Annotated in this window: 21 protein-coding genes and 1 tRNA gene; 18 read left to right on the plus strand and 4 right to left on the minus strand. The window is 70.2% G+C overall.

Going from position 1 to position 24,048, the window contains the following annotated elements:
- Positions 1–245 precede the first annotated feature (245 nt).
- From ACN6LD_RS09755 to ACN6LD_RS09785, 7 genes are all read left to right on the plus strand, one after another.
- Complete coding sequence (locus ACN6LD_RS09755) at positions 246–1,292, plus strand: ABC transporter substrate-binding protein (protein ID WP_445042897.1); 1,047 nt, start codon at positions 246–248, stop codon at positions 1,290–1,292.
- Between the two features lie 62 nt (positions 1,293–1,354).
- A complete protein-coding gene (locus tag ACN6LD_RS09760; RefSeq protein WP_445042898.1) occupies positions 1,355–2,176 on the plus strand; it encodes a siderophore-interacting protein in 822 nt (273 codons plus the stop codon).
- Positions 2,177–2,355: 179 nt separating this feature from the next.
- Positions 2,356–3,798, plus strand: coding sequence for a lysine decarboxylase DesA (gene desA, locus ACN6LD_RS09765; RefSeq protein WP_319196116.1), 1,443 nt, complete (start codon positions 2,356–2,358; stop codon positions 3,796–3,798).
- Complete coding sequence (locus ACN6LD_RS09770; RefSeq protein WP_445042899.1) at positions 3,782–5,065, plus strand: lysine N(6)-hydroxylase/L-ornithine N(5)-oxygenase family protein; 1,284 nt, start codon at positions 3,782–3,784, stop codon at positions 5,063–5,065. The genes desA and ACN6LD_RS09770 overlap by 17 nt, the downstream gene beginning before the upstream one ends.
- The gene (locus ACN6LD_RS09775) at positions 5,062–5,622 is read left to right on the plus strand and encodes a GNAT family N-acetyltransferase (protein WP_319196108.1); all 561 of its coding nucleotides are present in this window, start codon (positions 5,062–5,064) and stop codon (positions 5,620–5,622) included. The genes ACN6LD_RS09770 and ACN6LD_RS09775 overlap by 4 nt, the downstream gene beginning before the upstream one ends.
- The gene (locus ACN6LD_RS09780; protein ID WP_445042900.1) at positions 5,619–7,388 is read left to right on the plus strand and encodes an IucA/IucC family protein; all 1,770 of its coding nucleotides are present in this window, start codon (positions 5,619–5,621) and stop codon (positions 7,386–7,388) included. The genes ACN6LD_RS09775 and ACN6LD_RS09780 overlap by 4 nt, the downstream gene beginning before the upstream one ends.
- Before the next feature lie 69 nt (positions 7,389–7,457).
- Positions 7,458–8,357, plus strand: coding sequence for a DUF4429 domain-containing protein (locus ACN6LD_RS09785; protein WP_319196111.1), 900 nt, complete (start codon positions 7,458–7,460; stop codon positions 8,355–8,357).
- A gap of 75 nt (positions 8,358–8,432) precedes the next feature.
- Here the strand turns inward: ACN6LD_RS09785 and ACN6LD_RS09790 are convergent, their stop codons facing one another.
- Entirely contained in the window at positions 8,433–9,995 is a 1,563-nt protein-coding gene (locus ACN6LD_RS09790) for a purple acid phosphatase family protein (RefSeq protein ID WP_319196113.1), read from the minus strand.
- A 186-nt stretch (positions 9,996–10,181) separates the two neighbouring features.
- Between ACN6LD_RS09790 and ACN6LD_RS09795 the strand changes: the two genes are divergently transcribed.
- Together ACN6LD_RS09795 and glmS are read left to right on the plus strand one after the other, a co-directional pair.
- Positions 10,182–10,439, plus strand: coding sequence for a hypothetical protein (locus tag ACN6LD_RS09795; protein ID WP_057574519.1), 258 nt, complete (start codon positions 10,182–10,184; stop codon positions 10,437–10,439).
- A gap of 24 nt (positions 10,440–10,463) precedes the next feature.
- Positions 10,464–12,281 (plus strand): glutamine--fructose-6-phosphate transaminase (isomerizing), encoded by a 1,818-nt coding sequence (gene glmS / locus ACN6LD_RS09800; RefSeq protein WP_266718047.1) that lies wholly within the window; start codon positions 10,464–10,466, stop codon positions 12,279–12,281.
- A gap of 98 nt (positions 12,282–12,379) precedes the next feature.
- On the opposite strand, the gene ACN6LD_RS09805 is transcribed toward glmS, so the two are convergent.
- Together ACN6LD_RS09805 and ACN6LD_RS09810 are read right to left on the minus strand one after the other, a co-directional pair.
- Positions 12,380–12,946 (minus strand): GPR1/FUN34/YaaH family transporter, encoded by a 567-nt coding sequence (locus tag ACN6LD_RS09805; RefSeq protein WP_319196118.1) that lies wholly within the window; start codon positions 12,944–12,946, stop codon positions 12,380–12,382.
- A 149-nt stretch (positions 12,947–13,095) separates the two neighbouring features.
- Positions 13,096–13,623, minus strand: a complete 528-nt coding sequence (locus tag ACN6LD_RS09810; protein ID WP_319196115.1) for a universal stress protein — start codon at positions 13,621–13,623, stop codon at positions 13,096–13,098.
- Positions 13,624–13,981: 358 nt separating this feature from the next.
- Between ACN6LD_RS09810 and ACN6LD_RS09815 the strand changes: the two genes are divergently transcribed.
- The 5 genes from ACN6LD_RS09815 to ACN6LD_RS09835 all read left to right on the plus strand — a co-directional run bounded on the left by ACN6LD_RS09815 (position 13,982) and on the right by ACN6LD_RS09835 (position 17,394).
- The gene (locus ACN6LD_RS09815; protein ID WP_319198152.1) at positions 13,982–14,323 is read left to right on the plus strand and encodes a hypothetical protein; all 342 of its coding nucleotides are present in this window, start codon (positions 13,982–13,984) and stop codon (positions 14,321–14,323) included.
- Positions 14,324–14,700: 377 nt separating this feature from the next.
- A complete protein-coding gene (locus ACN6LD_RS09820; protein ID WP_319198154.1) occupies positions 14,701–15,921 on the plus strand; it encodes a helix-turn-helix domain-containing protein in 1,221 nt (406 codons plus the stop codon).
- A gap of 128 nt (positions 15,922–16,049) precedes the next feature.
- On the plus strand, positions 16,050–16,652 hold the full coding sequence (gene orn, locus ACN6LD_RS09825) for an oligoribonuclease (protein WP_063894180.1): 603 nt from the start codon (positions 16,050–16,052) through the stop codon (positions 16,650–16,652).
- A gap of 84 nt (positions 16,653–16,736) precedes the next feature.
- Positions 16,737–16,809, plus strand: a tRNA-His gene (locus ACN6LD_RS09830).
- 66 nt (positions 16,810–16,875) lie between these two features.
- Entirely contained in the window at positions 16,876–17,394 is a 519-nt protein-coding gene (locus ACN6LD_RS09835; protein ID WP_319198157.1) for a GNAT family N-acetyltransferase, read from the plus strand.
- A gap of 104 nt (positions 17,395–17,498) precedes the next feature.
- Here the strand turns inward: ACN6LD_RS09835 and ACN6LD_RS09840 are convergent, their stop codons facing one another.
- Complete coding sequence (locus ACN6LD_RS09840) at positions 17,499–18,554, minus strand: LacI family DNA-binding transcriptional regulator (protein WP_319197196.1); 1,056 nt, start codon at positions 18,552–18,554, stop codon at positions 17,499–17,501.
- 401 nt (positions 18,555–18,955) lie between these two features.
- Between ACN6LD_RS09840 and ACN6LD_RS09845 the strand changes: the two genes are divergently transcribed.
- The 4 genes from ACN6LD_RS09845 to ACN6LD_RS09860 all read left to right on the plus strand — a co-directional run bounded on the left by ACN6LD_RS09845 (position 18,956) and on the right by ACN6LD_RS09860 (position 23,835).
- Entirely contained in the window at positions 18,956–20,287 is a 1,332-nt protein-coding gene (locus ACN6LD_RS09845; RefSeq protein ID WP_319197194.1) for an ABC transporter substrate-binding protein, read from the plus strand.
- Between the two features lie 5 nt (positions 20,288–20,292).
- On the plus strand, positions 20,293–21,303 hold the full coding sequence (locus ACN6LD_RS09850; protein WP_319197200.1) for a carbohydrate ABC transporter permease: 1,011 nt from the start codon (positions 20,293–20,295) through the stop codon (positions 21,301–21,303).
- A gap of 41 nt (positions 21,304–21,344) precedes the next feature.
- Entirely contained in the window at positions 21,345–22,232 is an 888-nt protein-coding gene (locus tag ACN6LD_RS09855) for a carbohydrate ABC transporter permease (protein WP_319197198.1), read from the plus strand.
- A gap of 172 nt (positions 22,233–22,404) precedes the next feature.
- On the plus strand, positions 22,405–23,835 hold the full coding sequence (locus tag ACN6LD_RS09860) for a GH1 family beta-glucosidase (protein ID WP_319197192.1): 1,431 nt from the start codon (positions 22,405–22,407) through the stop codon (positions 23,833–23,835).
- Positions 23,836–24,048 lie beyond the last annotated feature (213 nt).

Raw genomic sequence — 24,048 nt, forward strand, 5'->3', positions numbered from 1 at the left:
CCCCCCCCCCCCCCCCCCCCCCCCCGCCGTTCTTCGCTTCACCGGGGAAACGGCCGGATCGCACCCGGTCCGCCCGTCTGACGCCCACTCCGCCTTCGATACACAGGCCCCACACAGCCGACGGGCGGGCGCCGCTGCCGGCGGCCGGTGCCGCGGGGCCACCTTCTGGACATCAGCTGAGGTTAGGCTAACCTACGTTCGAACCGTCCTCGGGTGATCCACCCCGTTCGAAAGTAGCCAGAGACATGTCCAACGTCAGAGCCGCCCGCCTCTCCCGCCGCGGCGTCCTCGCCGCCGGTGGCGCCCTCGGCCTCGGCGCCGCGCTCGCAGCCTGCGGGGACGACGCGAAGAGCGCGGGCTCCGCGTCGTCGGCGAGCGCCTCTGCCAAGTCCGGTCCCTGGAGCTTCAAGGACGACCGCGGCACCACGGTGAAGCTGGACGCGATCCCCGCGAACATCGTCGCCTTCACCGGCGTCGCCGCCGCCCTCTTCGACTACGGCATCCAGGTCAAGGGCGTCTTCGGCCCGACCAAGACCGCCGCGGGCAAGGCCGACGTCCAGGCCGGCGACATGGACGTCAGCAAGGTGACGGTCCTCGGCAACGTCTGGGACGAGTTCAACGTCGAGAAGTACGCGGCCCTCGCGCCCGACGTCCTCATCTCCACGATGTTCGACAGCGCCGGCACTCTCTGGTACGTCCCCGAGGCCTCCAAGGACAAGATCGCGGGGCTCGCTCCGAGCGTCGGCATCTCGGTCTACGACCGTCAGCTGACCGCTCCGCTGCAGCGCATGTGGGAGCTGGCCGAGTCGCTCGGCGCCGACATGACGGCCTCCGCGGTCACCGACGCGAAGAAGAGGTTCGAGGCCGCCGCCGCCCGGCTGCGCGCCGCCGCCAAGGCCAAGCCCGAGATCAAGGTGATGGCCGGTTCCGCGAGCGCCGAACTGTTCTACGTCTCCGGCACCGACCTCTCCGTCGACCTGGAGTACTTCAAGTCCCTCGGCGTGAACTTCGTCGAGCCGCCGGAGAGCGCCAAGGCCCAGGGCGGCGGCTGGTACGAGTCACTGAGCTGGGAGAACGTCGACAAGTACCCGGCCGACGTCATCATGATGGACGACCGCTCCTCGACGGTACAGCCCGCCGACATCACCGAGGCGACCTGGAAGAAGCTGCCCGCGGTGAAGGCCGGTCAGGTCATCGCGCGCTCGCCCGAGCCGATCCTGTCGTACGACAAGTGCGTGCCGTTGCTGGAGAACCTCGCCGCCGCGCTGGAGAAGGCGAAGAAGGTTTCCTGACCCATCGGGTGGCTCGGGTGAACGCAGGTGAGCCGCCTCTTCCCGCCTACAGGAGCATCTCCGTGACCACCGCCGTCGCTGCACCCTTCCGCTTCTTCTCCCTCCAGGTCGTGCGGACCCGGCGGCCCGGGTCCTCGCTCGTCCGGGTCACCTTCGCCGGGGAGGACCTCGAGCACTTCCGCTCCGACGGCCATGACCAGTCGCTGTCGCTGTTCCTGCCCCACCCGGGGCAGGACGCGCCCGCCGTGCCCTTCGAGCTCGGGGACGGCTGGTGGCAGGCGTGGCGCGAACTGCCGGACGGCGTACGGGCGGTGATGCGGTCGTACACCCTGCGCGCCCTGCGCCGCGACGCGCTCGGCCGCACCCGGGAGATCGACATCGACTTCGTGCTGCACACCCCGGCGGGCCCCGCCTCCGCGTGGGCCTCGCGCGCGGCCGCCGGGGACCGGGTCGTCCTGCTGGGCCCGGCCGTGGCCGACAACCGGGCGATCCGGTTCCGGCCGCCGCACGACAGCGACCTGGTGCTGCTGTGGGGTGACGAGAGCGCCCTCCCGGCCGTCGCCGCGATCCTGGAGTCCCTGCCGGCCGGGCAGCGCGCCCGGGTGTGGCTGGAGACGCACGACGCGGGAAACGTGCGGGAGTTGGCGACGGCGGCGGACGCCGAGGTCACCTGGGTGGTCGGGGAGGGCTCCGTCGACGCCGTGCGCGCCGCCCGGCTCCCGGCCGCGACGCGTCCGTACGTCTGGATCGCGGGCGAGTCGGGGTGCGTGAAGGCGCTGCGACGGCACTTCGTCCAGGAGCGCGGCTTCGACCGGCGTCGGGTCGCCTTCGTCGGGTACTGGCGCCAGGGCATGAGCGAGGAACAGCTCCGCGAGGCGGAGTAGACGTCCCGGCCACCGCGCCCCTGCGGGAAGTCGCGCAGGGCATGGACGTGATCACGGTCACGAACCAGGCATGACCATGATCGCGCAACTTAGGTTAGGCTAACCTAAGTTGAATCTCTGATTCCGCTCCTTCCCCGTCCACCCGCGGACCCCGTCCCCACCCCCGGAGGACCCCCACCATGCGCTCGCACCTGCTCAATGACACGACCGCTGAGCAGTACCGCCGCTCCGTGACCGAAGGAGTGGAACGGGTCGCCGCCAAACTGGCCGCCACCCAGCGGCCGTTCACCGGCATCACGGTCGACGCCCTCGCACCCCGCATCGACGCGATCGACCTCGACCGGCCGCTGGGCGACACCACCGCGGTGCTGGACGAGCTGGAGGAGGTCTACCTCCGCGACGCCGTCTACTTCCACCACCCCCGCTATCTCGCCCACCTCAACTGCCCGGTCGTGATCCCCGCCGTCCTGGGCGAGGCGGTCCTGTCCGCCGTCAACTCCTCGCTGGACACCTGGGACCAGTCGGCGGGCGGCACCCTCATCGAGCGCAGGTTGATCGACTGGACGGCCGCCCGCACCGGCCTCGGGCCCGCCGCCGACGGCGTGTTCACCTCCGGCGGCAGCCAGTCCAACCTCCAGGCGCTGCTGCTCGCCCGCGAGGAGGCGAAGTCCGACTCCCCGGCGAAACTGCGCGTCTTCGCCTCCGACGTCAGCCACTTCAGCGTGAAGAAGTCCGCGAAGCTGCTGGGCCTCGAGCCGGACGCCGTGGTCTCCATCCCCGTCGACCACGACAAGCGCATGCAGACCGTCGCGCTCGCCCACGAGCTGGAGCGCTGCAAGCGGGACGGACTCGTCCCGATGGCCGTCGTCGCCACCGCCGGCACCACCGACTTCGGCTCGATCGACCCGCTGCCCGAGATCGCCGAGCTGTGCCAGCAGTTCGGCGCCTGGATGCACGTCGACGCCGCCTACGGCTGCGGGCTCCTCGCCTCCGTGAAGCACCGGGACCGGATCGACGGCATCGAGCGCGCCGACTCCGTCACCGTCGACTACCACAAGTCCTTCTTCCAGCCCGTGAGTTCGTCCGCGCTCCTGGTGCGGGACGCGGCCACGCTGCGCCACGCCACCTACCACGCCGAGTACCTCAACCCGCGCCGCATGGTGGACGAACGCATCCCCAACCAGGTGGACAAGTCCCTGCAGACCACCCGCCGGTTCGACGCGCTCAAGCTGTGGATGACCCTGCGGACCATGGGCGCCGACGGCATCGGGCAGCTCTTCGACGAGGTCTGCGACCTGGCCGCCGAGGGCTTCGACCTGCTGGCCGCCGACCCGCGCTACGACGTCGTGGTCCGGCCCTCGCTCTCCACCCTCGTCTTCCGCTACATCCCCGCCGCCGTCACCGACCCGGCCGAGATCGACCGGGCCAACCTCTACGCCCGCAAGGCCCTGTTCGCCTCCGGCGACGCCGTGGTCGCCGGCACCAAGGTCGGCGCCCGCCACTACCTCAAGTTCACCCTGCTCAACCCCGAGACGACGACCGACGACATCACGGCCGTCCTCGACCTGATCGCCGGCCACGCCGAGCAGTACCTGGGAGACTCCCTTGACCGCGCTTCCTGAGCCCGCCCCCGTGACCGGGACCCACGACTTCATCGGCATCGGACTCGGCCCGTTCAACCTCGGCCTCGCCTGCCTGACCGAGCCGATCGACGCGCTCGACGGCGTCTTCCTGGAGTCCAAGCCGCACTTCGAGTGGCACTCCGGGATGTTCCTGGACGGCGCCCACCTGCAGACCCCGTTCATGTCGGACCTGGTCACCCTGGCCGACCCGACCTCCCCGTACTCCTTCCTGAACTACCTGAAGGAGAAGGGCCGGCTCTACTCGTTCTACATCCGCGAGAACTTCTACCCGCTGCGCGTCGAGTACGACGACTACTGCCGCTGGGCCGCCGACCAGCTGAGCAGCGTGCGGTTCTCCACCACCGTCGCCGAGGTCGCCTACCAGGACGAGCTGTATGTCGTGCGCACGACCGCAGGCGAGGAGTTCCGCGCCCGTCACCTCGTCCTCGGCACCGGGACGCCCCCGTACGTCCCCGAGGCCTGCGCGGGACTGGGCGGCGACTTCACGCACAACTCGCGCTACCTCCAGCACAAGGCGGAGCTGCAGAAGAAGGAGTCGATCACCCTGGTCGGCTCCGGGCAGTCGGCCGCCGAGATCTACTACGACCTGCTCAGCGAGATCGACGTCCACGGCTACCGGCTGAACTGGGTCACCCGCTCCCCGCGCTTCTTCCCGCTCGAGTACACCAAGCTCACGCTGGAGATGACCTCCCCGGAGTACGTCGACTACTTCCGCGAACTGCCGGAGCAGACCCGCTACCGGCTCACCGCCGAGCAGAAGGGCCTGTTCAAGGGCATCGACGGCGATCTCGTCAACGAGATCTTCGACCTGCTCTACGCCAAGAACCTCGGCGGTCCGGTGCCCACCCGGCTGCTCACCAACTCCTCGCTCACCGGGGCGGCCCACGCCGACGGCGCCTACACGCTGTCCTTCCGCCAGGAGGAGCAGGGCAGGCACTTCGAGCTGACCTCACAGGGGCTCGTCCTCGCCACCGGCTACCGGTACGCCGAGCCGGAGTTCCTCGCGCCGGTCCGGGACAGACTGCGCTACGACTCCCGGGGCAACTTCGACGTCGGCCGCAACTACGCCATCGACGTCACCGGACGGGGCGTCTTCCTGCAGAACGGGGGCGTGCACGCGCACAGCGTCACCTCGCCCGACCTCGGCATGGGCGCCTACCGCAACAGCTACATCATCCGCGAGCTGCTCGGCAGCGAGTACTACCCCGTCGAGAAGACCATCGCGTTCCAGGAGTTCGGCGCATGAACACCGTCACCGCCACGGCCGCCGTCGGCCGACTGTCCTTCCGCCCCCTCGACCCCCTCCGGGACGCCGAGCTGCTGCACCGCTGGGTGACGCACCCCAAGGCCGCCTACTGGATGATGCAGGAGGCGCGACTCGTCGACGTCGAGCGGGCCTACATGGAGATCGCGGCCGACGAGCACCACCACGCGCTGCTCGGCCTGCACGACGGCGAGCCCGCGTTCCTCATGGAGTACTACGACCCCCGCCACCGCGAGCTGGTCGGCCTGTACGAACCGCGGCCCGGGGACGTCGGCATGCACTTCCTGGTCGCTCCCACCGACCGGCCGCTCCACGGGTTCACGCGCGCCGTGATCACCGCCGTCATGGCCCGGCTCTTCGAGGACCCGGCCGTCGCCCGCGTCGTCGTCGAGCCGGACGTGTCCAACAGGGCCGTGCACGCGCTGAACGAGGCCGTCGGGTTCGTGCCCGAACGGGAGATCCAGAAGCCGGAGAAGCCTGCGCTGCTGAGCTTCTGCACCCGCGAACAGTTCACCGCGGCCACGGGGGCGACGGCATGAGCCTCACCGACGCCGTGACGCACCTCTCCCCCGAGCGCTGGGCGCAGGCCAACCGTCTGCTCGTCCGCAAGGCCCTCGCGGAGTTCGCGCACGAACGCCTGATCACCCCCGAGGAGCAGGACGGCCGGTACGTCGTGCGCAGCGACGACGGGCTGACGGCCTACCGGTTCACCGCCGTCCGCCGCGCCCTGGACCACTGGCAGGTGGACGCCGGCTCGATCACCCGCAGCCGCGACGGCGGTGAACTCCCTTTGGAGGCACTGGACTTCTTCGTCGAGCTGCAGAAGACGCTGGGCCTCAGCGCCGCGATCCTGCCGGTCTATCTGGAGGAGATCTCCTCCACCCTCTCCTCCACCTGCTTCAAGCTGACCAAGCCGCCGATCACGTCGGCGGAACTGGTCAGGAGCGGCTTCCAGGCCGTCGAGACCGGGATGACCGAGGGCCACCCCTGCTTCGTCGCCAACAACGGACGGCTCGGCTTCGGCGTCCACGAGTACCTGTCGTACGCCCCGGAGACGGCGAGCCCGGTCCGGCTGGTGTGGCTGGCGGCCCACCGCTCACGGGCCGCGTTCACCGCGGGCGCCGGGATCGCGTACGAGTCGTTCGTGCGCGAGGAGCTGGGCGGGGAGACGGTCGACCGGTTCGACCAGATCCTGCGCGAGCAGAACCTGGACCCGTCCGACTACCTCCTCATCCCCGTCCACCCCTGGCAGTGGTGGAACAAGCTCTCCGTCACCTTCGCGGCCGAGATCGCCCGCAGGAACCTGGTGTGTCTCGGCGAGGGCGACGACGAGTACCTGGCGCAGCAGTCCATCCGGACGTTCTTCAACCGGTCCCACCCCGAGAAGCACTACGTCAAGACGGCCCTGTCCGTGCTCAACATGGGCTTCATGCGGGGGCTGTCGGCCGCCTACATGGAGGCGACCCCGGCCATCAACGACTGGCTGGCCCAGCTCATCGACAACGACCCCGTCCTGAAGTCGAGCGGCCTGTCGATCATCCGGGAGCGGGCGGCAGTCGGCTACCGGCACCTGGAGTACGAGGCCGCCACGGACCGCTACTCGCCGTACCGCAAGATGCTGGCCGCGCTGTGGCGCGAGAGCCCGGTCCCCTCGCTGCGGGACGGCGAGTCGCTCGCGACCATGGCCGCGCTGCTGCACGTCGACCACGAGGGCAGGTCGGCGGCGGGCGCGCTGATCGAGCAGTGCGGGCTGCGCCCCACCGAGTGGCTGCGCGCCTACCTGGAGGCGTACTACACGCCCTTGCTGCACTGCTTCTACGCCTACGACCTGGTCTTCATGCCGCACGGCGAGAACACGATCCTGGTCCTGAAGGACGGCGTGGTGCAGCGGGCGGTCTACAAGGACATCGCCGAGGAGATCGCCGTCCTGGACCCGGACGCGGTGCTGCCGCCCGAGGTACGGCGCATCCGCGTCGAGGTGCCCGACGACACGAAGCTGCTGTCCGTCTTCACGGACGTCTTCGACTGCTTCTTCCGCTTCCTCGCCGCCGGCCTCGCCGACGAGGGGATCCTGGAGGAGGACGACTTCTGGCGCACGGTCGCCGAGGTCACCCGTGCCTACCAGGAGGCGCACCCCGAACTGGCCGACAGGTTCCGCCAGTACGACATGTTCGCCCCCGAGTTCGCCCTGTCCTGCCTCAACCGGCTCCAGCTGCGCGACAACGAGCAGATGGTGGACCTGGCGGACCCGTCGGGCGCCCTCCAGCTGGTCGGCACCCTGGGAAATCCCGTCGCGGGGTTCTGATCGGGCGCGCGGGCGCCCCCGGGCACGGTCCCCGGGGGCGCCCGTCGCCGTGTTTGGAAGAATCCCCCCATGGCGGAAATCATCCAGCGCGACGGAACATGGGTCTTCGACGGCGACGCCCTGCGGCTGACCCCGGGCCGGGACAAGAACGTCAGCCTCCTCCGCCGGACCCTGGGCGAACTGACCGTTCCCCTGGGCGCGTTGGCCGGCATCTCGTTCGAGCAGGGCAAGAAGGCCGGACGGCTCAGACTGCGGCTGCGCGAAGGCGCGGACCCCCTGCTGCACGCGACCGGCGGCCGGCTGACCGAACCCCACGACCCCTACCAGCTGACCGTCGAGTCCGACCGGTACGGCGTCGCCGAGTACCTCGTGGACGAGGTGCGCCGGGCGCTGCTGCTCGACGGGGTCCCGGCCGGCCCGGTGGACGCCTATCTGCTGCCCGGCCCCGCCGTGCCCCTGTCGGTCTCCGCCGGGGACGGCACCGCGGGCTTCGACGGTGAACGGGTGCGACTGGAGTGGAACTGGAAGACGGAGGAGTCCAAGGCCTCGGCAGGCGTCCGCAGTATCGGCGTCGACGAGATCGAGGGCGTGGAGTGGCAGCCCGCGGTAGGTCTCGAGAACGGTTGCCTGCGTTTCCGGCTGCGGCACGCGCCGACGAAGACACCGGCCAAGTACGACCCCAACGCCGTCGAACTGTGGGGGTTCAAGAAGGACCCCCTGATGGCGCTCGTCGCCGCGGCCGTGCAGGCCCGGCTGCCCCACCCGGCCGCCGCCCCCGAGGACGCGCCGGCGCCGTCCGCGTCCTCCGCGCCGGGCCTGCCGCCGGGCGCCGTGCCCTCCCCCGCGTCCGGTCACGACCACGACGCCCTGCTGCGCCGGCTGCGCGAGCTCGGCGAACTGCACCGCGACGGCGTGCTGACGGACGACGAGTTCGCCCTGGCCAAGCAGGCGGTCCTGCACCGCATGTGACGCGGACGGGCACCGCCTGCCGGCCGGAACCGGCGCCGGGGGTGCGCGCCCTGCCTTCCGGGCGCGCCGACCCCGCTACTTCGCCCGGCGGGCCACCGTGAAGTGGTCGATGCGGTCGCCGGTCTCCGCGATGCCCTGGACCTTCAGGGTCGTGTAGTGGCCCTTGGGCGCGGGGGTGACGTCCACGCGCAGGAACGAGTAGTTCAGGTAGCGCACACGCGACCAGGTGACGGTCTCGTTCTGCTTGCCGTCCTTGAGGTTGACGAACGAGGCCACGGAGTCGACCTCGTGCTCATGGCCCTCGTAGGAGTCCGGAGCGGTGAAGGCGTACAGGCTGCGGCCGGCCGCGCCCGCCGTCACATAGACGACGCCCTCGGTCTCGGGGTAGGCCGTGCCGCCGATGGGGAGCTTCTTGGTGACCGTGTCGCCCTTGATGACGTCGGTGCGCTCGTACTGGTGGTTGTGGCCGTTGATGACCAGGTCCACCTGGTACTTGTCGAACAGCGGCACCCACTCCTGGCGCACGCCCCCCTCCGAGGCGTGCGCGGTGGAGGTGCAGTAGGCGCAGTGGTGGAAGAACACCACGACGAAGTCGATGTCCTTCGCGGCGCGGAACTTCTTCAGCTGCGCCTCGAACCACTTGGTCTGGGTGCCGCCGGAGATGCCGAGATTGGCGGGGATCTCGAAGGAGACGTCGTTGGGGTCCAGCGAGACGACCGCCGTGTTGCCGTAGACGAAGGAGTAGACGCCCGGGAGGTTCTTCTTGTCGGGGCCGTTGTCAGGGAGGTTCCAGCGGGCCTCCTCGCCGCCGTAGCCGTTGGGCGAGTACCAGGCCTCCATGTCGTGGTTGCCGTACGACACCATCCACGGCACCGACTTGGACACGGACTCGGTCTGGGCGAGGAACTGGTCCCAGGTGCGCGAGTCGAAGACGGTGTCCGAGGTCTTGCCCTGCCCCGCGGGGTCGCCGTAGGCGATGTCGCCGGCGTGCAGGTGGAAGGCCGGGTTCTGGCCGAGGATCAGGCTGTCGTTGGCCAGCGCGTGGTAGCTGACGCCCTGGTCGCCGAAGGCCGTGAAGGTGAAGGGCGCCTTGTGTGCGGGGGCCGTGGTGAAGGTCCCCAGGGTGCCCAGCAGGTGCGGCGCGGCCGGGTCGAAGCCCGCATGGCCGACGCCGTAGTAGTACGTCCTGCCCGGCTTGAGGCAGGCGAGCTCGGCGTGCACGTAGTACTGGGTGTGGTCGCCGCTGGCGCCGACGCCGGCCGGGGTGTACAGGGTGCGCACCTCGGCCTCGATCTTGCGGGAGAGGTCCCAGGGGTGGGCGCCGATGCGGATGAACGGCTTCTGCACCGCGACCGGCACCTGCCAGGAGACGGTCATCTCGGTGCGCGGGTCGTTGCCGTAGGCGAGGTGACGGCCGAAGGGGGCGACGAGTGCGCCGTCGACGGTCTCGGTGTGCGAGAGCGGCTGGGTGGGAACGGCGGCCTGGGCCGTGGCGCCCGTCACGAACGCGCCACCGGTGACGGCGCCCAGCGTGACCGCGCCGCCTCTGATCATCGTGCGCCGGGAGAACCTGGTGCGCAGGTACTCGTGCTGTTCGGCCATGCTCATGCGTTCGGCGAGCCGGTCGGGTACGCCCATGCGAGGAGTGTCCATGACGTCTGAAAGTCGTCGGTGCGGACGACGGGCCGCCGGACGCCACATGGACGGCGCACGAACAGGGGCTCATAACACATTCAACGTTCCGCCAAGGCTCCTTAACAGGGGCCTGCCCGAAATCGGGCAGGTTTCTTGCGAAACCGGCTCCCGTACCCCAGGATCTACCGGGTGCACGACGAACTTGTTGATCACCTGACGCGTTCCACGCCCCTCCAGCGGGGCGAGGCGCTGCGGGTGATCCAGGATGTGCTCGCCTACTTCGACGAGACGACCGAGAACTACGTCCGTCGCCGCCATCGCGAGCTCCAGGCCCAGGGCCTGGTGAACGCGGAGATCTTCGGACAGATCGAGGCGGACCTGAAATACCGGGCGGTCGCACCGCCGGAGCTCTCGCTCCGGCAGCTGCGGCGCATCGTCTACGGCTGATCGAAAGCTTGGGGATACCTTTATATGTGCGGAATCGTCGGATACATCGGCAAGCGTGACGTCGCGCCCCTGCTGCTGGAGGGACTGCAGCGCCTGGAGTACCGCGGGTACGACTCCGCGGGCATCGTCGTCACCTCCCCGAAGACGGCCGGCCTGAAGATGGTCAAGGCCAAGGGCCGGGTCCGTGACCTGGAGGCCAAGGTCCCGGCGCGCTTCAAGGGCACGACCGGCATCGCGCACACCCGGTGGGCCACCCACGGCGCCCCCTCCGACGTGAACGCCCACCCCCACATGTCGGCCGACCTCAAGGTCGCCGTCGTCCACAACGGCATCGTCGACAACGCCTCCGACCTGCGCAGGAAGCTCGAGGCGGACGGCGTCGAGTTCCTCTCCGAGACGGACACCGAGGTGCTCGTCCACCTCATCGCCCGCTCCCAGGCCGAGAAGCTCGAGGACAAGGTCCGCGAGGCGCTGCGCGTGGTCGAGGGCACCTACGGCATCGCCGTCATGCACGCCGACTTCAACGACCGCATCGTCGTGGCCCGCAACGGCTCGCCGGTCGTCCTCGGCATCGGCGAGAAGGAGATGTTCGTCGCCTCGGACATCGCCGCGCTGGTCGCCCACACCCGTCAGATAGTCACGCTCGACGACGGCGAGATGGCCACCCTCAAGGCCGACGACTTCCGCACGTACACCACCGAGGGCACCCGCACCACCGCCGAGCCCACCACCGTCGAGTGGGAGGCCGCCTCCTACGACATGGGCGGCCACGACACCTACATGCACAAGGAGATCCACGAGCAGGCCGACGCCGTGGACCGCGTGCTGCGCGGCCGCATCGACGACCGCTTCTCCACCGTGCACCTCGGCGGCCTCAACCTGGACGCCCGCGAGGCGCGCCAGATCCGCCGCGTGAAGATCCTCGGCTGCGGCACCTCGTACCACGCGGGCATGATCGGCGCCCAGATGATCGAGGAGCTGGCCCGCATCCCCGCGGACGCCGAGCCCGCCTCCGAGTTCCGCTACCGCAACGCGGTCGTGGACCCCGACACCCTGTACATCGCCGTCTCGCAGTCCGGTGAGACGTACGACGTGCTGGCGGCCGTGCAGGAGCTGAAGCGCAAGGGCGCCCGGGTGCTGGGCGTGGTCAACGTGGTCGGCTCGGCGATCGCCCGCGAGGCGGACGGCGGCGTGTACGTGCACGCCGGCCCCGAGGTCTGCGTCGTCTCGACGAAGTGCTTCACCAACACCACGGTCGCCTTCGCCCTGCTCGCCCTGCACCTGGGCCGCACCCGCGACCTGTCGGTGCGCGACGGCAAGCGGATCATCGAGGGGCTGCGCAAGCTGCCCGGCCAGATCGCGGAGATCCTCTCCCAGGAGGAGGAGATCAAGAAGCTGGCCGAGGAGTTCGCCGAGGCCCGCTCGATGCTCTTCATCGGCCGCGTCCGGGGTTACCCGGTGGCCCGTGAGGCCTCCCTGAAGCTGAAGGAGGTCTCGTACATCCACGCCGAGGCCTACCCGGCGTCCGAGCTCAAGCACGGCCCGCTGGCCCTCATCGAGCCCGCTCTGCCGACCGTCGCGATCGTCCCGAACGACGACCTGCTGGAGAAGAACCGCGCGGCCCTGGAGGAGATCAAGGCCCGCAGCGGCCGGATCCTCGCGGTGGCACACGAGTGCCAGGAGAAGGCCGACCAGACGATCGTCGTCCCGAAGAACGAGGACGAGCTCGACCCGATCCTCATGGGCATCCCGCTCCAGCTCCTCGCCTACTACACGGCGAAGGCGCTCGGCCGGGACATCGACAAGCCGCGCAACCTCGCGAAGTCGGTGACGGTCGAGTAGCCGGACCGGACTCGAAGCGGCCCCCCGCGTGCGCCACCTGCACGCGGGGGGGCCGTTTCTCGCGCCGGGACGCCCGGCGCCCCGGCGCCGGCTGCCGGTCAGCCCGCGGCCGTCACTCCGGGGCGGGCAGCACGTCGGGAGAAGGCGGTGGGCCAGTGGGCCAGCGCCGCCGTGGCCGCGTACCAGGCGACCGCGCCCGCCGCGACGGCGAACCAGCCGCCCGCCTTGGTGAGACCGTCGCTGTCGGCGAACCGGGCGACGGCCATCAGCACGAGCCCGGCGCAGAACAACCCATAGGCGCCCTGGCCGAGTTGGTCGCCGCCGGCGAGGGTCAGCGAGAGCGCCACAAGGGCGAACAGGAGCAGGAAGAGCCCCGCCGCGTTGTCGGAGGCCTGGGTTCCGGCGGAGACGGCCCAGGTGAACCAGAAGGCGCCGAGGACGGTGTAGGCGGTACCGGCGGCCGCGTCACGGTCCCGGAGGGCGAACAGGCCGGCGACGAACAGGGCGACGCCGCCGATGTAATGGGCGATGGACACGGCGTCCGCCGCCGTCACACCGTCGATGAGGTCGGTGTACCCGAGGCCGAAGGCCAACAGGGTGACGCCGAGGGCGAGTCGACCGGCGATCGTGGTGATGCTGCTTCCCGCAGAGACGTCGTTGTCCACGGCGGGGCTCCCTTCAGGCATGTGCAGTTGTGTGAGCGATATATGCCCTTCACAAAGGCACAAACACCTCTACGCGTCAGTAGATTCACGCTGCGCACACAGAGGGCCGGCCGCGCCCTGGATCGCATCTCACCAGGGAGGACGGCGAGTCACGGAATGACGATGACGGGCCGCTTCGCCCGCTTGGCGAGCCGCCCCGCGACGGAGCCGAAGAGCCGGCCGACGAGGCCGTGCGTCGAGCCGACGACGATCGCGTCCGCCTCGTACTCCCGCCCCACCTCTTCGAGTTCGTGGCAGATGTCGCCGCCCCGCTCGACCAGGATCCAGGGCACCTCGGCGAGGTAGTCCGCACACGCCAGCTCCAGACCCAGCACCTCGGTGCGATGGTCCGGCACGTCGACGAAGACCGGCGGCTCACAGCCGGCCCACACGGTGGTGGGCAGCCGGTTGGCGACATGGACGATGATCAGCCCCGAGCCGGAGCGATGCGCCATGCCGATGGCGTACGCGAGAGCGCGCTCGCTGGACGTGGAGCCGTCGAAGCCCACGACCACGCCGTGCTTGAAGGCGGGATCGCAGGAATGACGTGCCTCTTCCGCCGCCAGGGGCTCGGCCGCCGTGGGATCGGCGACGGGCCGCTTGCGGTCCGCGGGTTCGAAGAATTCGTGACCGGCCATGGCTGTCTCGGCGTATCGATCCTTAATACGGGTGCGATGACAGTGAGCGGCGGAGCTGTCCGGGAATGGTCTTCCCAACCCCATACCCCCAAGGGTACGGCGGTACGCCTCCTGGGCCCAGAGCCCGCACACCCTCGGTGGGGGTTCCAGGGAGCATGCACGAGCGGACGCCCGTAACGCAATGGTTGCTGCCCCGTACAGGCGGTTTGCACAGAGTTCGCTTGTACGGAACGCGCCGTGGCAGTGACCGACCGCTCGAACAGGCGTTGAACCCCTTGCACCGCCGCCTGCCCCGCCGTCCGCCCCCTTCGCCCCGCCGTCCGCCCCCTCGCCCACCGCCCGGGAAGGAGCCCGCCCCGTGCCTTCGCCCCGCCTCCGCCGCGAGAACCGCCCCGAGAACCGCCCCGGCGACGACCGGGCCACCGACCTGATCCGCTGGGCCGCCTTCACCTGCGTGCTCGTCCCCGTGGTCCTGCTCTGGTACGGGACCTCACTGGCCGGCACGGCCGGAACCGCTCTGGGCCTCGCCGCCGTCACAGCTGTCTGCCGGCTGCTGCTGCGCCGGTCCGAGCGGTATCCGGCCCGGCTGATCGCCGGCGAACAGGCGCCGCAGGCGCACCATCGCGGGCGCCGCCAGCGGACCGGAACGGGGTCGCACCGTGGCGGTCGTCACTCCGGGGGAAACTCACCGGTCGGTTGACCGGTTTTCACACATGGACCCGCTTCTTTTCAGCCAACTTCCGGCCTCTGTGCATCTCTTGCCGTAACCACCCCCCACCCCCCGTTCCACCTGCACGGAAAGGGTCTTCGGGGCCCTGCGTACCCTACGGGGATTGGCCACCACACCGAGGCGCACTTCCCTGCACGGCCCACGAGTGCAACGCTTCGTGATCGAATGCTTCACGCCAAGTTGCCATGTCGACAATCCGCCGGGTGGTGAACTGGCCACGCCGGCATTGTGCGACACGTTAGATTCGATCTTGACTGTCTACGGCGGGGGACTCGTGCAGGACCGAGGGGAAACGTGCAGGAGCGACACAACCGAGGAGCCGCGACCACCGAGGGGGGCTTAGCAGGATGAGCCACGACTCCACTGCCGCGCCGGAATCCGCGGCCCGGAAGCTTTCCGGGCGACGCCGCAAGGAGATCGTCGCGGTGCTGCTGTTCAGCGGCGGCCCCATTTTCGAAAGTTCCATTCCGTTGTCGGTGTTCGGGATTGACCGCCAGGACGCCGGCGTACCGCGCTACCGCTTGTTGGTGTGCGGCGGCGAGGAAGGCCCGCTGCGGACCACAGGGGGCCTTGAACTCACCGCGCCACACGGCCTGGAGGCGATCGCGCGGGCGGGCACGGTCGTCGTGCCGGCCTGGCGTTCGATCACTTCGCCGCCGCCGGAGGACGCGCTCGACGCACTGCGCCGGGCGCACGAAGAAGGCGCCCGCATCGTGGGCCTGTGCACCGGCGCGTTCGTCCTGGCCGCGGCCGGCCTGCTGGACGGCCGTCCGGCCACCACTCACTGGATGTACGCGCCGACGCTCGCCAAACGCTATCCGTCGGTGCACGTCGATCCACGGGAACTCTTCGTGGACGACGGCGACGTGCTGACGAGCGCCGGCACCGCGGCCGGAATCGACCTCTGTCTGCACATCGTGCGGACGGATCACGGCAACGAGGCGGCCGGCGCGCTGGCCCGCCGCCTGGTCGTCCCGCCGCGCCGCTCGGGCGGCCAGGAGCGCTATCTCGACCGGTCTTTACCCGAGGAGATCGGCGCCGACCCGCTCGCCGAGGTCGTCGCCTGGGCGCTGGAGCACCTCCACGAGCAGTTCGACGTGGAGACGCTGGCGGCACGCGCCTACATGAGCCGCCGCACCTTCGACCGCCGTTTCCGGTCGCTGACCGGCAGCGCGCCGCTGCAGTGGCTGATCACCCAGCGGGTGCTGCAGGCCCAGCGACTGCTGGAGACCTCGGACTACTCGGTGGACGAGGTCGCCGGCCGGTGCGGCTTCCGCTCACCGGTGGCCCTGCGCGGCCACTTCCGCCGCCAGCTCGGCTCGTCGCCCGCGGCATACCGGGCGGCCTACCGGGCGCGCAGGCCGCAGGGCGAACGCGCGCCGGACAGCGAGCCGTCGCCGCCACCGCCGCCACCGTCGCTGCACCCGGAGACGCCCGGCCCGGTGCCGCCGCAGGTCCGGCGCACGGCCGGACCGGTGGGCGCGTCCGCGTCGCTGCCCTCCGAGCACGCCCGTGAGGCGTACCTGGCGTCACGGGCGAGCCTTCCGGGGCAGCGCAGCGGCCTGTGACCGGATGACAGCAGTGCGTGAACGCCGGACGGGCATCTCGGCCCGTCCGGCGTCCGCGTCCACGGCCGGCGAGCCCCGTGCCCACCGCGGACGCATCAAAAGCCGACGTCAGCTTTAGGGTGGGTCGCATGAACGATCGCATGGTGTGGATCGACTGCGAGATGACCGGCCTCTCGCTGTCGGACGACGCTCTCATCGAGGTTGCCGCCCTCGTCACCGACTCCGAGCTGAACATCCTCGGCGACGGCGTGGACATCGTCATCCGGCCGCCGGCCGAGGCGCTGGAGACGATGCCGGAGGTGGTGCGTCAGATGCACACCGCGTCCGGGCTGCTCGACGAGCTGGCCGGCGGCACGACGCTCGCCGCGGCCGAGGAGCAGGTGCTGGCGTACGTCCGCGAGCACGTGAAGGAGCCGGGCAAGGCGCCCCTGTGCGGGAACTCCGTCGGCACGGACCGCGGATTCCTGGCGCGGGACATGACGTCCCTCGAGGGCTACCTGCACTACCGGATCGTCGACGTCTCGTCGATCAAGGAGCTCGCCCGGCGCTGGTACCCGCGGGCGTACTTCAACAGCCCTCCGAAGAACGGCAACCACCGCGCCCTCGCCGACATCCGCGAGTCCATCGCGGAACTGCGCTACTACCGCGAGGCCGTCTTCGTGCCGCAGCCGGGGCCCGACTCCGACACCGCGAAGTCGATCGCCGCGAAGCACGTCCTGCCCGCCCCGTAGAAAGCCGTGCGCGAGCACCCCTTCGGACCCTGTACACTTTTTCTCGGCCGGTAGGGAGACCACAAAGTCCAACTGCCGGGCGTGGTGGGTGTAGCTCAGCTGGTAGAGCACCTGGTTGTGGTCCAGGATGCCGCGGGTTCGAGTCCCGTCACTCACCCTGAGTCATCAGCCGGTGACTTCCCGCGAGGGAGGTCGCCGGCTGATGTGTTTCCCGGGAGCAGTCATGCGCTCAGCAATCCGTCCCGAGCCGATCGGCACCGCCCGGCTCGATCTGCTCCCGCTGCGCGTCGACCACGCGGCGCCCATGGCGACCGTCCTCGCCGATCCCGCCCTGCACACCTTCATCGGCGGCGCGCCCAGCACGCCCGAGGCGCTGCGCGAACGCTACGAACGCCTCGTCGCCGGCTCCCCCGACCCCTCCGTCTCCTGGTGCAACTGGGTGCTGCGGACACGGGACGACGGCTGCCTGGCCGGGACCGTCCAGGCGACGGTGACCGGCCGGACCGAGGCCGAGATCGCCTGGGTCGTGGGCGTCCCCTGGCAAGGCCGCGGCCTGGCCTCCGAGGCGGCCCGCGGGCTCGTCGGCTGGCTGCGGGACCAGGGCGTGCGGACGATCGTCGCCCATGTCCACCCCGGCCACGCGGCCTCCGCGGCGGTGGCCGCCGCGGCCGGACTCTCCCCCACGCAGGAGGAGCAGGACGGCGAGATCAGGTGGCGTTCCCGGAGCCCCGGAAACGCCTGACGCCCTCGCTGCCCCGGCCCCCCGTCCCCGGAACCCGGTCCGCGCCCGCCCGTCCGTCCGCCTGCCAGCCCGTACGTACGTAAGTCCGTCGGCCCGCCGGTCCGTCAGGAGGACGCCCGTCCCACCAGCTCCGTCGCCAGCACCACCTGACGGCGCTCCAGGCCCCGGGAGACCGCCGGGCGACGGTCCGCGATCTCGGTGAGGAGGAGGTCCAGCATTCTGCGGCCCATCTCCTCGATGGGCTGGCGCACACTCGTCAGCGGCGGGTCCATGTGACGGGCTATGGCCGAGTCGTCGTAACCGACCAGGGCCACGTCCTGCGGAATACGGCGGCCCGCCTCGCGCAGGGCCTGGCGGGCGCCCGCCGCCATGACGTCGGAGCCCGCGAAGACCGCGTCGAGCGACGGGGTGCCGGCGAGGAGCTCGCGCATCGCGCGGTGGCCGCCTTCCTCGGTGAAGTCGCCCAGGGCGATGAGCCCTTCGTCCACCGGGTGCCCCGCGTCGCGCAGTGCGTCCCGGTAGCCGTCGACGCGCCGCTTGGCGCCGTAGACGTCCAGGCGGCCGGTGATGTGGGCGATACGGGTACGGCCACGGGACAGCAGGTGCTCGACCGCCGAGCGGCCGCCGCCGTAGTTGTCGGAGTCCACGGACGGAAGCGTCTCCCCGGCGGAACGCGGACCGCTGATCACCGCCGGGATCTCCAGCTGCGACAGCAGATCGGGCAGCGGATCGTCGGCGTGCACCGACACGAGCAGGACGCCGTCCACCCGGTGCGCCGCCAGGTACTGGGCCAGCCTGCGCCGTTCGCGATCGCTACCCGCGAAGATCAGCAGCAGCTGCATCTCGGTCTCCGCGAGCTCCGCGCCGACGCCGCGCAGCATGTCCGAGAAGTACGGCTCGGCGAAGAACCGGGTCTCCGGTTCGGGGACGACGAGGGCGATCGCGTCCGTGCGGTTCGCCGCGAGCGCGCGGGCGGCGGTGTTCGGGACATAGCCGAGCTCGGCGACCGCCGCCTCCACCGCCGCGCGGGTCGCGTCGCTGACCCTCGGCGAGCCGTTGATCACCCGGGAGACCGTGCCCCGGCCGACGCCCGCGCGCGCAGCCACCTCTTCAAGGGTCGGCCGGCCCCCGCTGCGCCCCCGTGCTCCGTGGCCTGCCATGGGCTCCGCCTTCCCGTTGTTCGCACTCGCCTGGAATCTAACAGTCCTGCTCGCCGGACCCGCGGTCACCGGGGGCCGTGACCCCGCCGACGCCTGCCGTCGGCCGGGGTGCTCGCCCCTTCGGACGCCGGGCGGACCATTTGCGCCGAACTGTGCTTTATGGACTCCGCTTCACCTGATTAGCTAACAGGCCGATAACTGAACGCATCTCTCCGCGCCCCCACCCTTGACACCCCCGCCGGAACCGACGACTCTTCAACACATCACCTGTGGGAGCGCTCCCACGGTACCTGACACATACACATCCCGCACGTTCCCCGCCCGAGCCGCAGCGAGTAACTGACGGGCCCAACATTGCAGTTGGCCGGGGGGTCGGCACGTCAGGGCAACAGGAGGACGTAATGCGAGCACGTACCCGAACCGCCCGCCGGGCGGTTGTCCTCGCGGCCGTCGCGTCGTTGGGCGCCGGCCTGCTGGCCGGCTGTGCCGACGACGGCGGCGACGACAAGGCTTCCGACGGTTCGTCGTCCGGCAGCGGCAAGGGCAAGACCACGATCAGTCTCGGCCTGTTCGGCACGTTCGGCTACCAGGAGGCCGGGCTCTACGCCGAGTACGAGAAGCTCCACCCCGACATCAAGATCACCCAGAACGTCACGGTGGAGAACGCGAACTACTACCCCGCGCTCGTCAACCACCTCACCACCAACAGCGGCCTGATGGACGTCCAGGCCATCGAGGTGGGCAACATCGCCGAGGTCGTGGCCACCCAGGCGTCGAAGTTCGTGGACCTGTCGAAGGTCTCGGGCATCGACAAGAGCCAGTGGCTGGACTGGAAGTGGGCGCAGGCCAGCGCCAAGGACGGCCAGACGATCGGGCTCGGCACCGACGTCGGCCCGATGGCCCTCTGCTACCGCAAGGACCTCTTCGAGGCGGCGGGTCTGCCCACCGATCGCGAGAAGGTCGGCGCGCTGTGGGCGGGCGACTGGAACAAGTTCGTCACCGCCGGCGAGCAGTACAAGAGCAAGGCCAAGGCGGGCACGTTCTTCATGGACTCCCCCGGCGGCCTGCTCAACGCCATCCTCAGCAGCGAGAAGGACAAGTTCAACAACGCCTCCGGCGAGATCATCTACAAGACGAACCCGGCCGTGAAGAACGCGTTCGACCTGACAGCGAAGGCCGCCAAGGAAGGCCTGGTCCAGCCCCAGTCGCAGTTCACTCCGCCCTGGAAGACGACGATCTCCCAGAGCAAGTTCGCCACCATCGCCTGCCCGCCGTGGATGCTCGGCACCATCAAGGAGAGCGCGAAGCCCGAGGACGCCGGCAAGTGGGACGTGGCCGTCCCGCCCAAGTCCGGCAACTGGGGCGGCTCCTTCCTGGGTGTGCCCAAGAGCGGCAAGCACGTGAAGGAGGCCACCGAGCTCGTCAAGTGGCTGACCGCGCCCGCACAGCAGGCGAAGCTGTTCAAGGTGCAGGGCAACTTCCCGAGCGCGCCGGCCACCTACACGATGCCCGAAGTCACCGGCGCCAAGAACGCGATGACCGGTGACTCGCCGATCGGCACGGTCTTCTCCGCGGCCGCCAAGTCCGCCCCGGTGCAGGCCATCGGCCCGAAGGACCAGGTCATCCAGGACGGCCTGGCCAACAACGGCGTCATCCTCGTGACGAAGGGCAAGTCGGCGGCGGACGCCTGGGAGACGGCGACCAAGACCATCGACAACAACCTGGACAAGTGACACGTATGGCCACCCGCCACGACACCGCCGCGCCCCCCGTGAAGGAGGGGGGCGCGGCCCCGGGCCGCCCGCCCGGCGTTCCCACGGAGGCAGAGCGGCGGCGCCGGGACCGGCTGTCCCGCCGCTGGCAGCGGGACAAGCGCTGGAGCCCGTACGCCTTCGTCTCGCCGTTCTTCCTGCTGTTCCTCGCGTTCGGCCTGTTCCCGCTGGTCTACACCGGCTGGGCGTCGCTGCACCAGGTGGAGCTGACCGCGCCCACCGACATGACGTGGGTGGGGATGCGCAACTACACGCGCATCTTCGACGACGACTTCTTCTGGAACGCGGCGAAGAACACCCTGACCATCGGGATCATCTCGACCGTTCCGCAGCTGCTGATGGCCATGGGCCTCGCCCACATCCTCAACTACAAGCTGCGCGCCTCGACCTTCTACCGCGTCGCGATGCTCGCGCCGTACGCGACCTCGATCGCGGCCGCCTCGCTGGTCTTCGTGCTGCTCTTCGGGCGCGACTACGGCATGATCAACTGGGCGCTGCACTTCGCCGGGGTCGACGCGATCGACTGGCAGAACGACAAGTGGCCGTCGCAGATCGCCGTGTCGACGATCATCATCTGGCGGTGGACGGGCTACAACGCGCTGATCTACCTGGCCGCGATGCAGGCGATCCCGCAGGACCTCTACGAGTCGGCGGCGCTGGACGGCGCGAGCCGCTGGAAGCAGTTCCTGCACGTCACGCTGCCGTCGCTGCGGCCGACGATCCTGTTCACGGTCGTCGTGTCGACGATCGGCGCGAGCCAGGTCTTCGGCGAGCCGCTGCTGTTCGACACCAACAAGGGCGCGTCGGGCGGCGCCGAGCACCAGTTCCAGACGCTGGGCCTGTACCTGTACGAGCAGGGCTGGGTGAACCAGCACCTGGGCCGGGCCTCGGCCATCGCCTGGACGATGTTCCTGATCCTGATCGTGGTCGGCATCGTCAACTACGTCATCTCGCGCCGGCTGCGCGCCAGTAGTTAGGAGTACCGGCCGTGACGACGACGACAACGACCGCGAAGTCCGTGGAACCCGAGGACGCCGTGCCGACGGCCCGCAAGGTGCGCCGGCCGAAGTCCGCGCGAGCGGGCGGGCAGATGCACGGCGGCCCGATCGCTTACATCATCCTGGGCGTGTTCACCATCGTTTCGCTGTTCCCACTGCTGTGGACAGCGATCGCCGCCTCCCGCGACAACAACCGGCTGGCGGAGAACCCGCCCCCGTTCGTCTTCGGCTCCAACCTCTTCCACAACCTGGACGTGGCCTGGAACGACGCGAACCTGGGCACGGCGTTCTTCAACACCACCATCGTGGCGGGAACTTCGGCGGCGACCGTCGTCTTCCTGTCGACGATCGCCGGATTCGCCTTCGCCAAACTCCGGTTCCGGGGCCGGGGCGCGCTGATGCTGATCGTGATCGGCACGATGATGGTGCCGCCGCAGCTGAGCATCATTCCGCTGTACATGATGGTCGCCAAGCTGGAGTGGACGGACCAGCTCCAGGCGGTGATCCTGCCGTCGCTGGTGAGCGCGTTCGGGGTGTTCTTCATGCGGCAGTACCTCATCCAGGCGTTGCCCGACGAGATCATCGAGGCGGCCCGGGTGGACGGCGCGAGCAGCTGGCGCGTGGTGTGGCACGTGGTGTTCCCCGCGGCGCGCCCCGCGATGGCGGTGCTCGGCATGCTGATGTTCGTACAGACGTGGAACGACTTCCTGTGGCCGTTCCTGGTGCTGAGCCAGAACGGCAGCCCGACCGTGCAGGTCGCCCTCGCGGGCCTGGGCCGCGGGTACACGCCCGACCAGTCCCTGATCATGGCGGGCGCGCTGCTGGGCACGCTGCCGCTGCTGCTGGTCTTCGCGATCTTCGGCAAGCAGATCGTGGGCGGCATCATGCAGGGCGCGGTGAAGGGCTGAGCCGCACCGCGCGGCCGCTACGCCCACCGCACACGACGTCGGCGGCACAGGCGCGGGCCGTCACGCGTCCATGAAACTCCCGGGGGCCGGGTCACCGCCGTCCCGGCCCCCTTCGCACCACTTCCCCCCTCAACCTCCGTCGGTCTCGACGACCACTCATGGGAGCGCTTCCATGCCTGAGCCCGTTTCTCCGGTGACCTTTCCTCCCGCCTTCCTCTGGGGCGCGGCGACCTCCGCCTACCAGATCGAGGGGGCGGTGCGGGAGGACGGCCGCACCCCCTCGATCTGGGACACCTTCAGCCATACGCCCGGCAAGACGGCGGGCGGTGAGCACGGTGACATCGCTGTCGACCACTATCACCGCTACCGCGACGACGTCGCCCTGATGGCGGACCTGGGCCTGACGGCGTACCGCTTCTCCATCTCCTGGTCCCGGGTCCAGCCGACCGGCCGCGGTCCCGCGGTCCAGGTGGGTCTGGACTTCTACCGCCGGCTGGTGGACGAGCTGCTGGCGAAGGGCATCAAGCCCGCCGTCACCCTCTACCACTGGGACCTCCCCCAGGAGCTCGAGGACGCGGGCGGCTGGCCGGAGCGGGACACGGCCTACCGGTTCGCGGAGTACGCGCAGATCGTCGGCGACGCGCTCGGCGACCGGGTGGAGAACTGGATCACGCTGAACGAGCCGTGGTGCAGCGCCTTCCTGGGCTACGCGTCCGGAGTGCACGCGCCGGGCCGTACGGAGCCGGTGGCCTCGCTGAAGGCGGCGCACCACCTGAACCTGGCGCACGGACTGGGCACGTCGGCGCTGCGCGCGGCCATGCCGGCCCGCAACTCGGTGGCGATCAGCCTCAACTCCTCGGTGGTGCGCCCGCTCTCCCCGGGCGACCCGGCGGACCTGGCCGCGGTGCAGAAGATCGACGACCTCGCCAACGGCGTCTTCCACGGTCCGATCCTGCGGGGCGCCTACCCCGAGACGCTGCTCGCGGCGACCTCGTCGCTGACGGACTGGTCGTACGTCCTCGATGGCGATCTGCGCGCCATCCACCAGCCGCTGGACGCGCTGGGCCTCAACTACTACACGCCCACGCTGGTCTCGGCGGCGGACGCGTCGGTGCGCGGCCCCCGCTCGGACGGCCACGGGGCGAGCGACCACTCGCCGTGGCCGGGCGCGGACGACGTCGCGTTCCACCTGACCCCCGGCGACCGCACGGAGATGGGCTGGTCCATCGACCCGACCGGTCTGCACGAGCTGATCATGCGCTACACCCGGGAGGCGCCGGGCCTGCCGCTGTACATCACGGAGAACGGCGCTGCCTACGACGACAAGCCCGACTCGGACGGCCGCGTCCACGACCCGGAGCGCATCGCCTATCTGCGCGGCCACCTGGCGGCCGTGCGGCAGGCGATCGCGGACGGCGCGGACGTGCGGGGCTACTACCTGTGGTCCCTGCTCGACAACTTCGAGTGGGCGTACGGCTACGAGAAGCGGTTCGGCGCGGTGTACGTGGACTACGCGACGCTGACCCGTACGCCGAAGTCGAGCGCCCTGTGGTACGGCCAGGCGGCGCGGACCGGCTCCCTGCCCGAGGCCGAGACCGCCTGACGGAGGTTGGGACCGCCTGACGAAGGTTGGGACCGCCTGACGAAGGTTGGGACCGCCCGACCGGAGGCTGGGACCGCCCGACCGGAGGTTGGGACCGCCCGACCGGAGAAGTCGAGAGCACCTGACCGCGGGTCGGGACCGCTCGACCGCGCAGACCGCCTGACCCGGGGGGGCAGGGGGGAAGGGCGCGGCACGCCATGGGGGGCGTGCCGC

This window comes from Streptomyces sp. SAS_272 (assembly GCF_052543235.1).

Bases quoted from the DNA above. Each gene is read 5' to 3' on its own strand.
- ACN6LD_RS09755 (WP_445042897.1), top strand. From the start codon at position 246: ATGTCCAACGTCAGAGCCGCCCGCCTCTCCCGCCGCGGCGTCCTCGCC.
- desA (WP_319196116.1), top strand. From the start codon at position 2,356: ATGCGCTCGCACCTGCTCAATGACACGACCGCTGAGCAGTACCGCCGC.
- ACN6LD_RS09775 (WP_319196108.1), top strand. From the start codon at position 5,062: ATGAACACCGTCACCGCCACGGCCGCCGTCGGCCGACTGTCCTTCCGC.
- ACN6LD_RS09780 (WP_445042900.1), top strand. From the start codon at position 5,619: ATGAGCCTCACCGACGCCGTGACGCACCTCTCCCCCGAGCGCTGGGCG.
- ACN6LD_RS09785 (WP_319196111.1), top strand. From the start codon at position 7,458: ATGGCGGAAATCATCCAGCGCGACGGAACATGGGTCTTCGACGGCGAC.
- ACN6LD_RS09790 (WP_319196113.1), bottom strand. From the start codon at position 9,995: ATGGGCGTACCCGACCGGCTCGCCGAACGCATGAGCATGGCCGAACAG.
- glmS (WP_266718047.1), top strand. From the start codon at position 10,464: ATGTGCGGAATCGTCGGATACATCGGCAAGCGTGACGTCGCGCCCCTG.
- ACN6LD_RS09810 (WP_319196115.1), bottom strand. From the start codon at position 13,623: ATGGCCGGTCACGAATTCTTCGAACCCGCGGACCGCAAGCGGCCCGTC.
- ACN6LD_RS09820 (WP_319198154.1), top strand. From the start codon at position 14,701: ATGAGCCACGACTCCACTGCCGCGCCGGAATCCGCGGCCCGGAAGCTT.
- orn (WP_063894180.1), top strand. From the start codon at position 16,050: ATGAACGATCGCATGGTGTGGATCGACTGCGAGATGACCGGCCTCTCG.
- ACN6LD_RS09835 (WP_319198157.1), top strand. From the start codon at position 16,876: ATGCGCTCAGCAATCCGTCCCGAGCCGATCGGCACCGCCCGGCTCGAT.
- ACN6LD_RS09840 (WP_319197196.1), bottom strand. From the start codon at position 18,554: ATGGCAGGCCACGGAGCACGGGGGCGCAGCGGGGGCCGGCCGACCCTT.
- ACN6LD_RS09845 (WP_319197194.1), top strand. From the start codon at position 18,956: ATGCGAGCACGTACCCGAACCGCCCGCCGGGCGGTTGTCCTCGCGGCC.
- ACN6LD_RS09850 (WP_319197200.1), top strand. From the start codon at position 20,293: ATGGCCACCCGCCACGACACCGCCGCGCCCCCCGTGAAGGAGGGGGGC.
- ACN6LD_RS09860 (WP_319197192.1), top strand. From the start codon at position 22,405: ATGCCTGAGCCCGTTTCTCCGGTGACCTTTCCTCCCGCCTTCCTCTGG.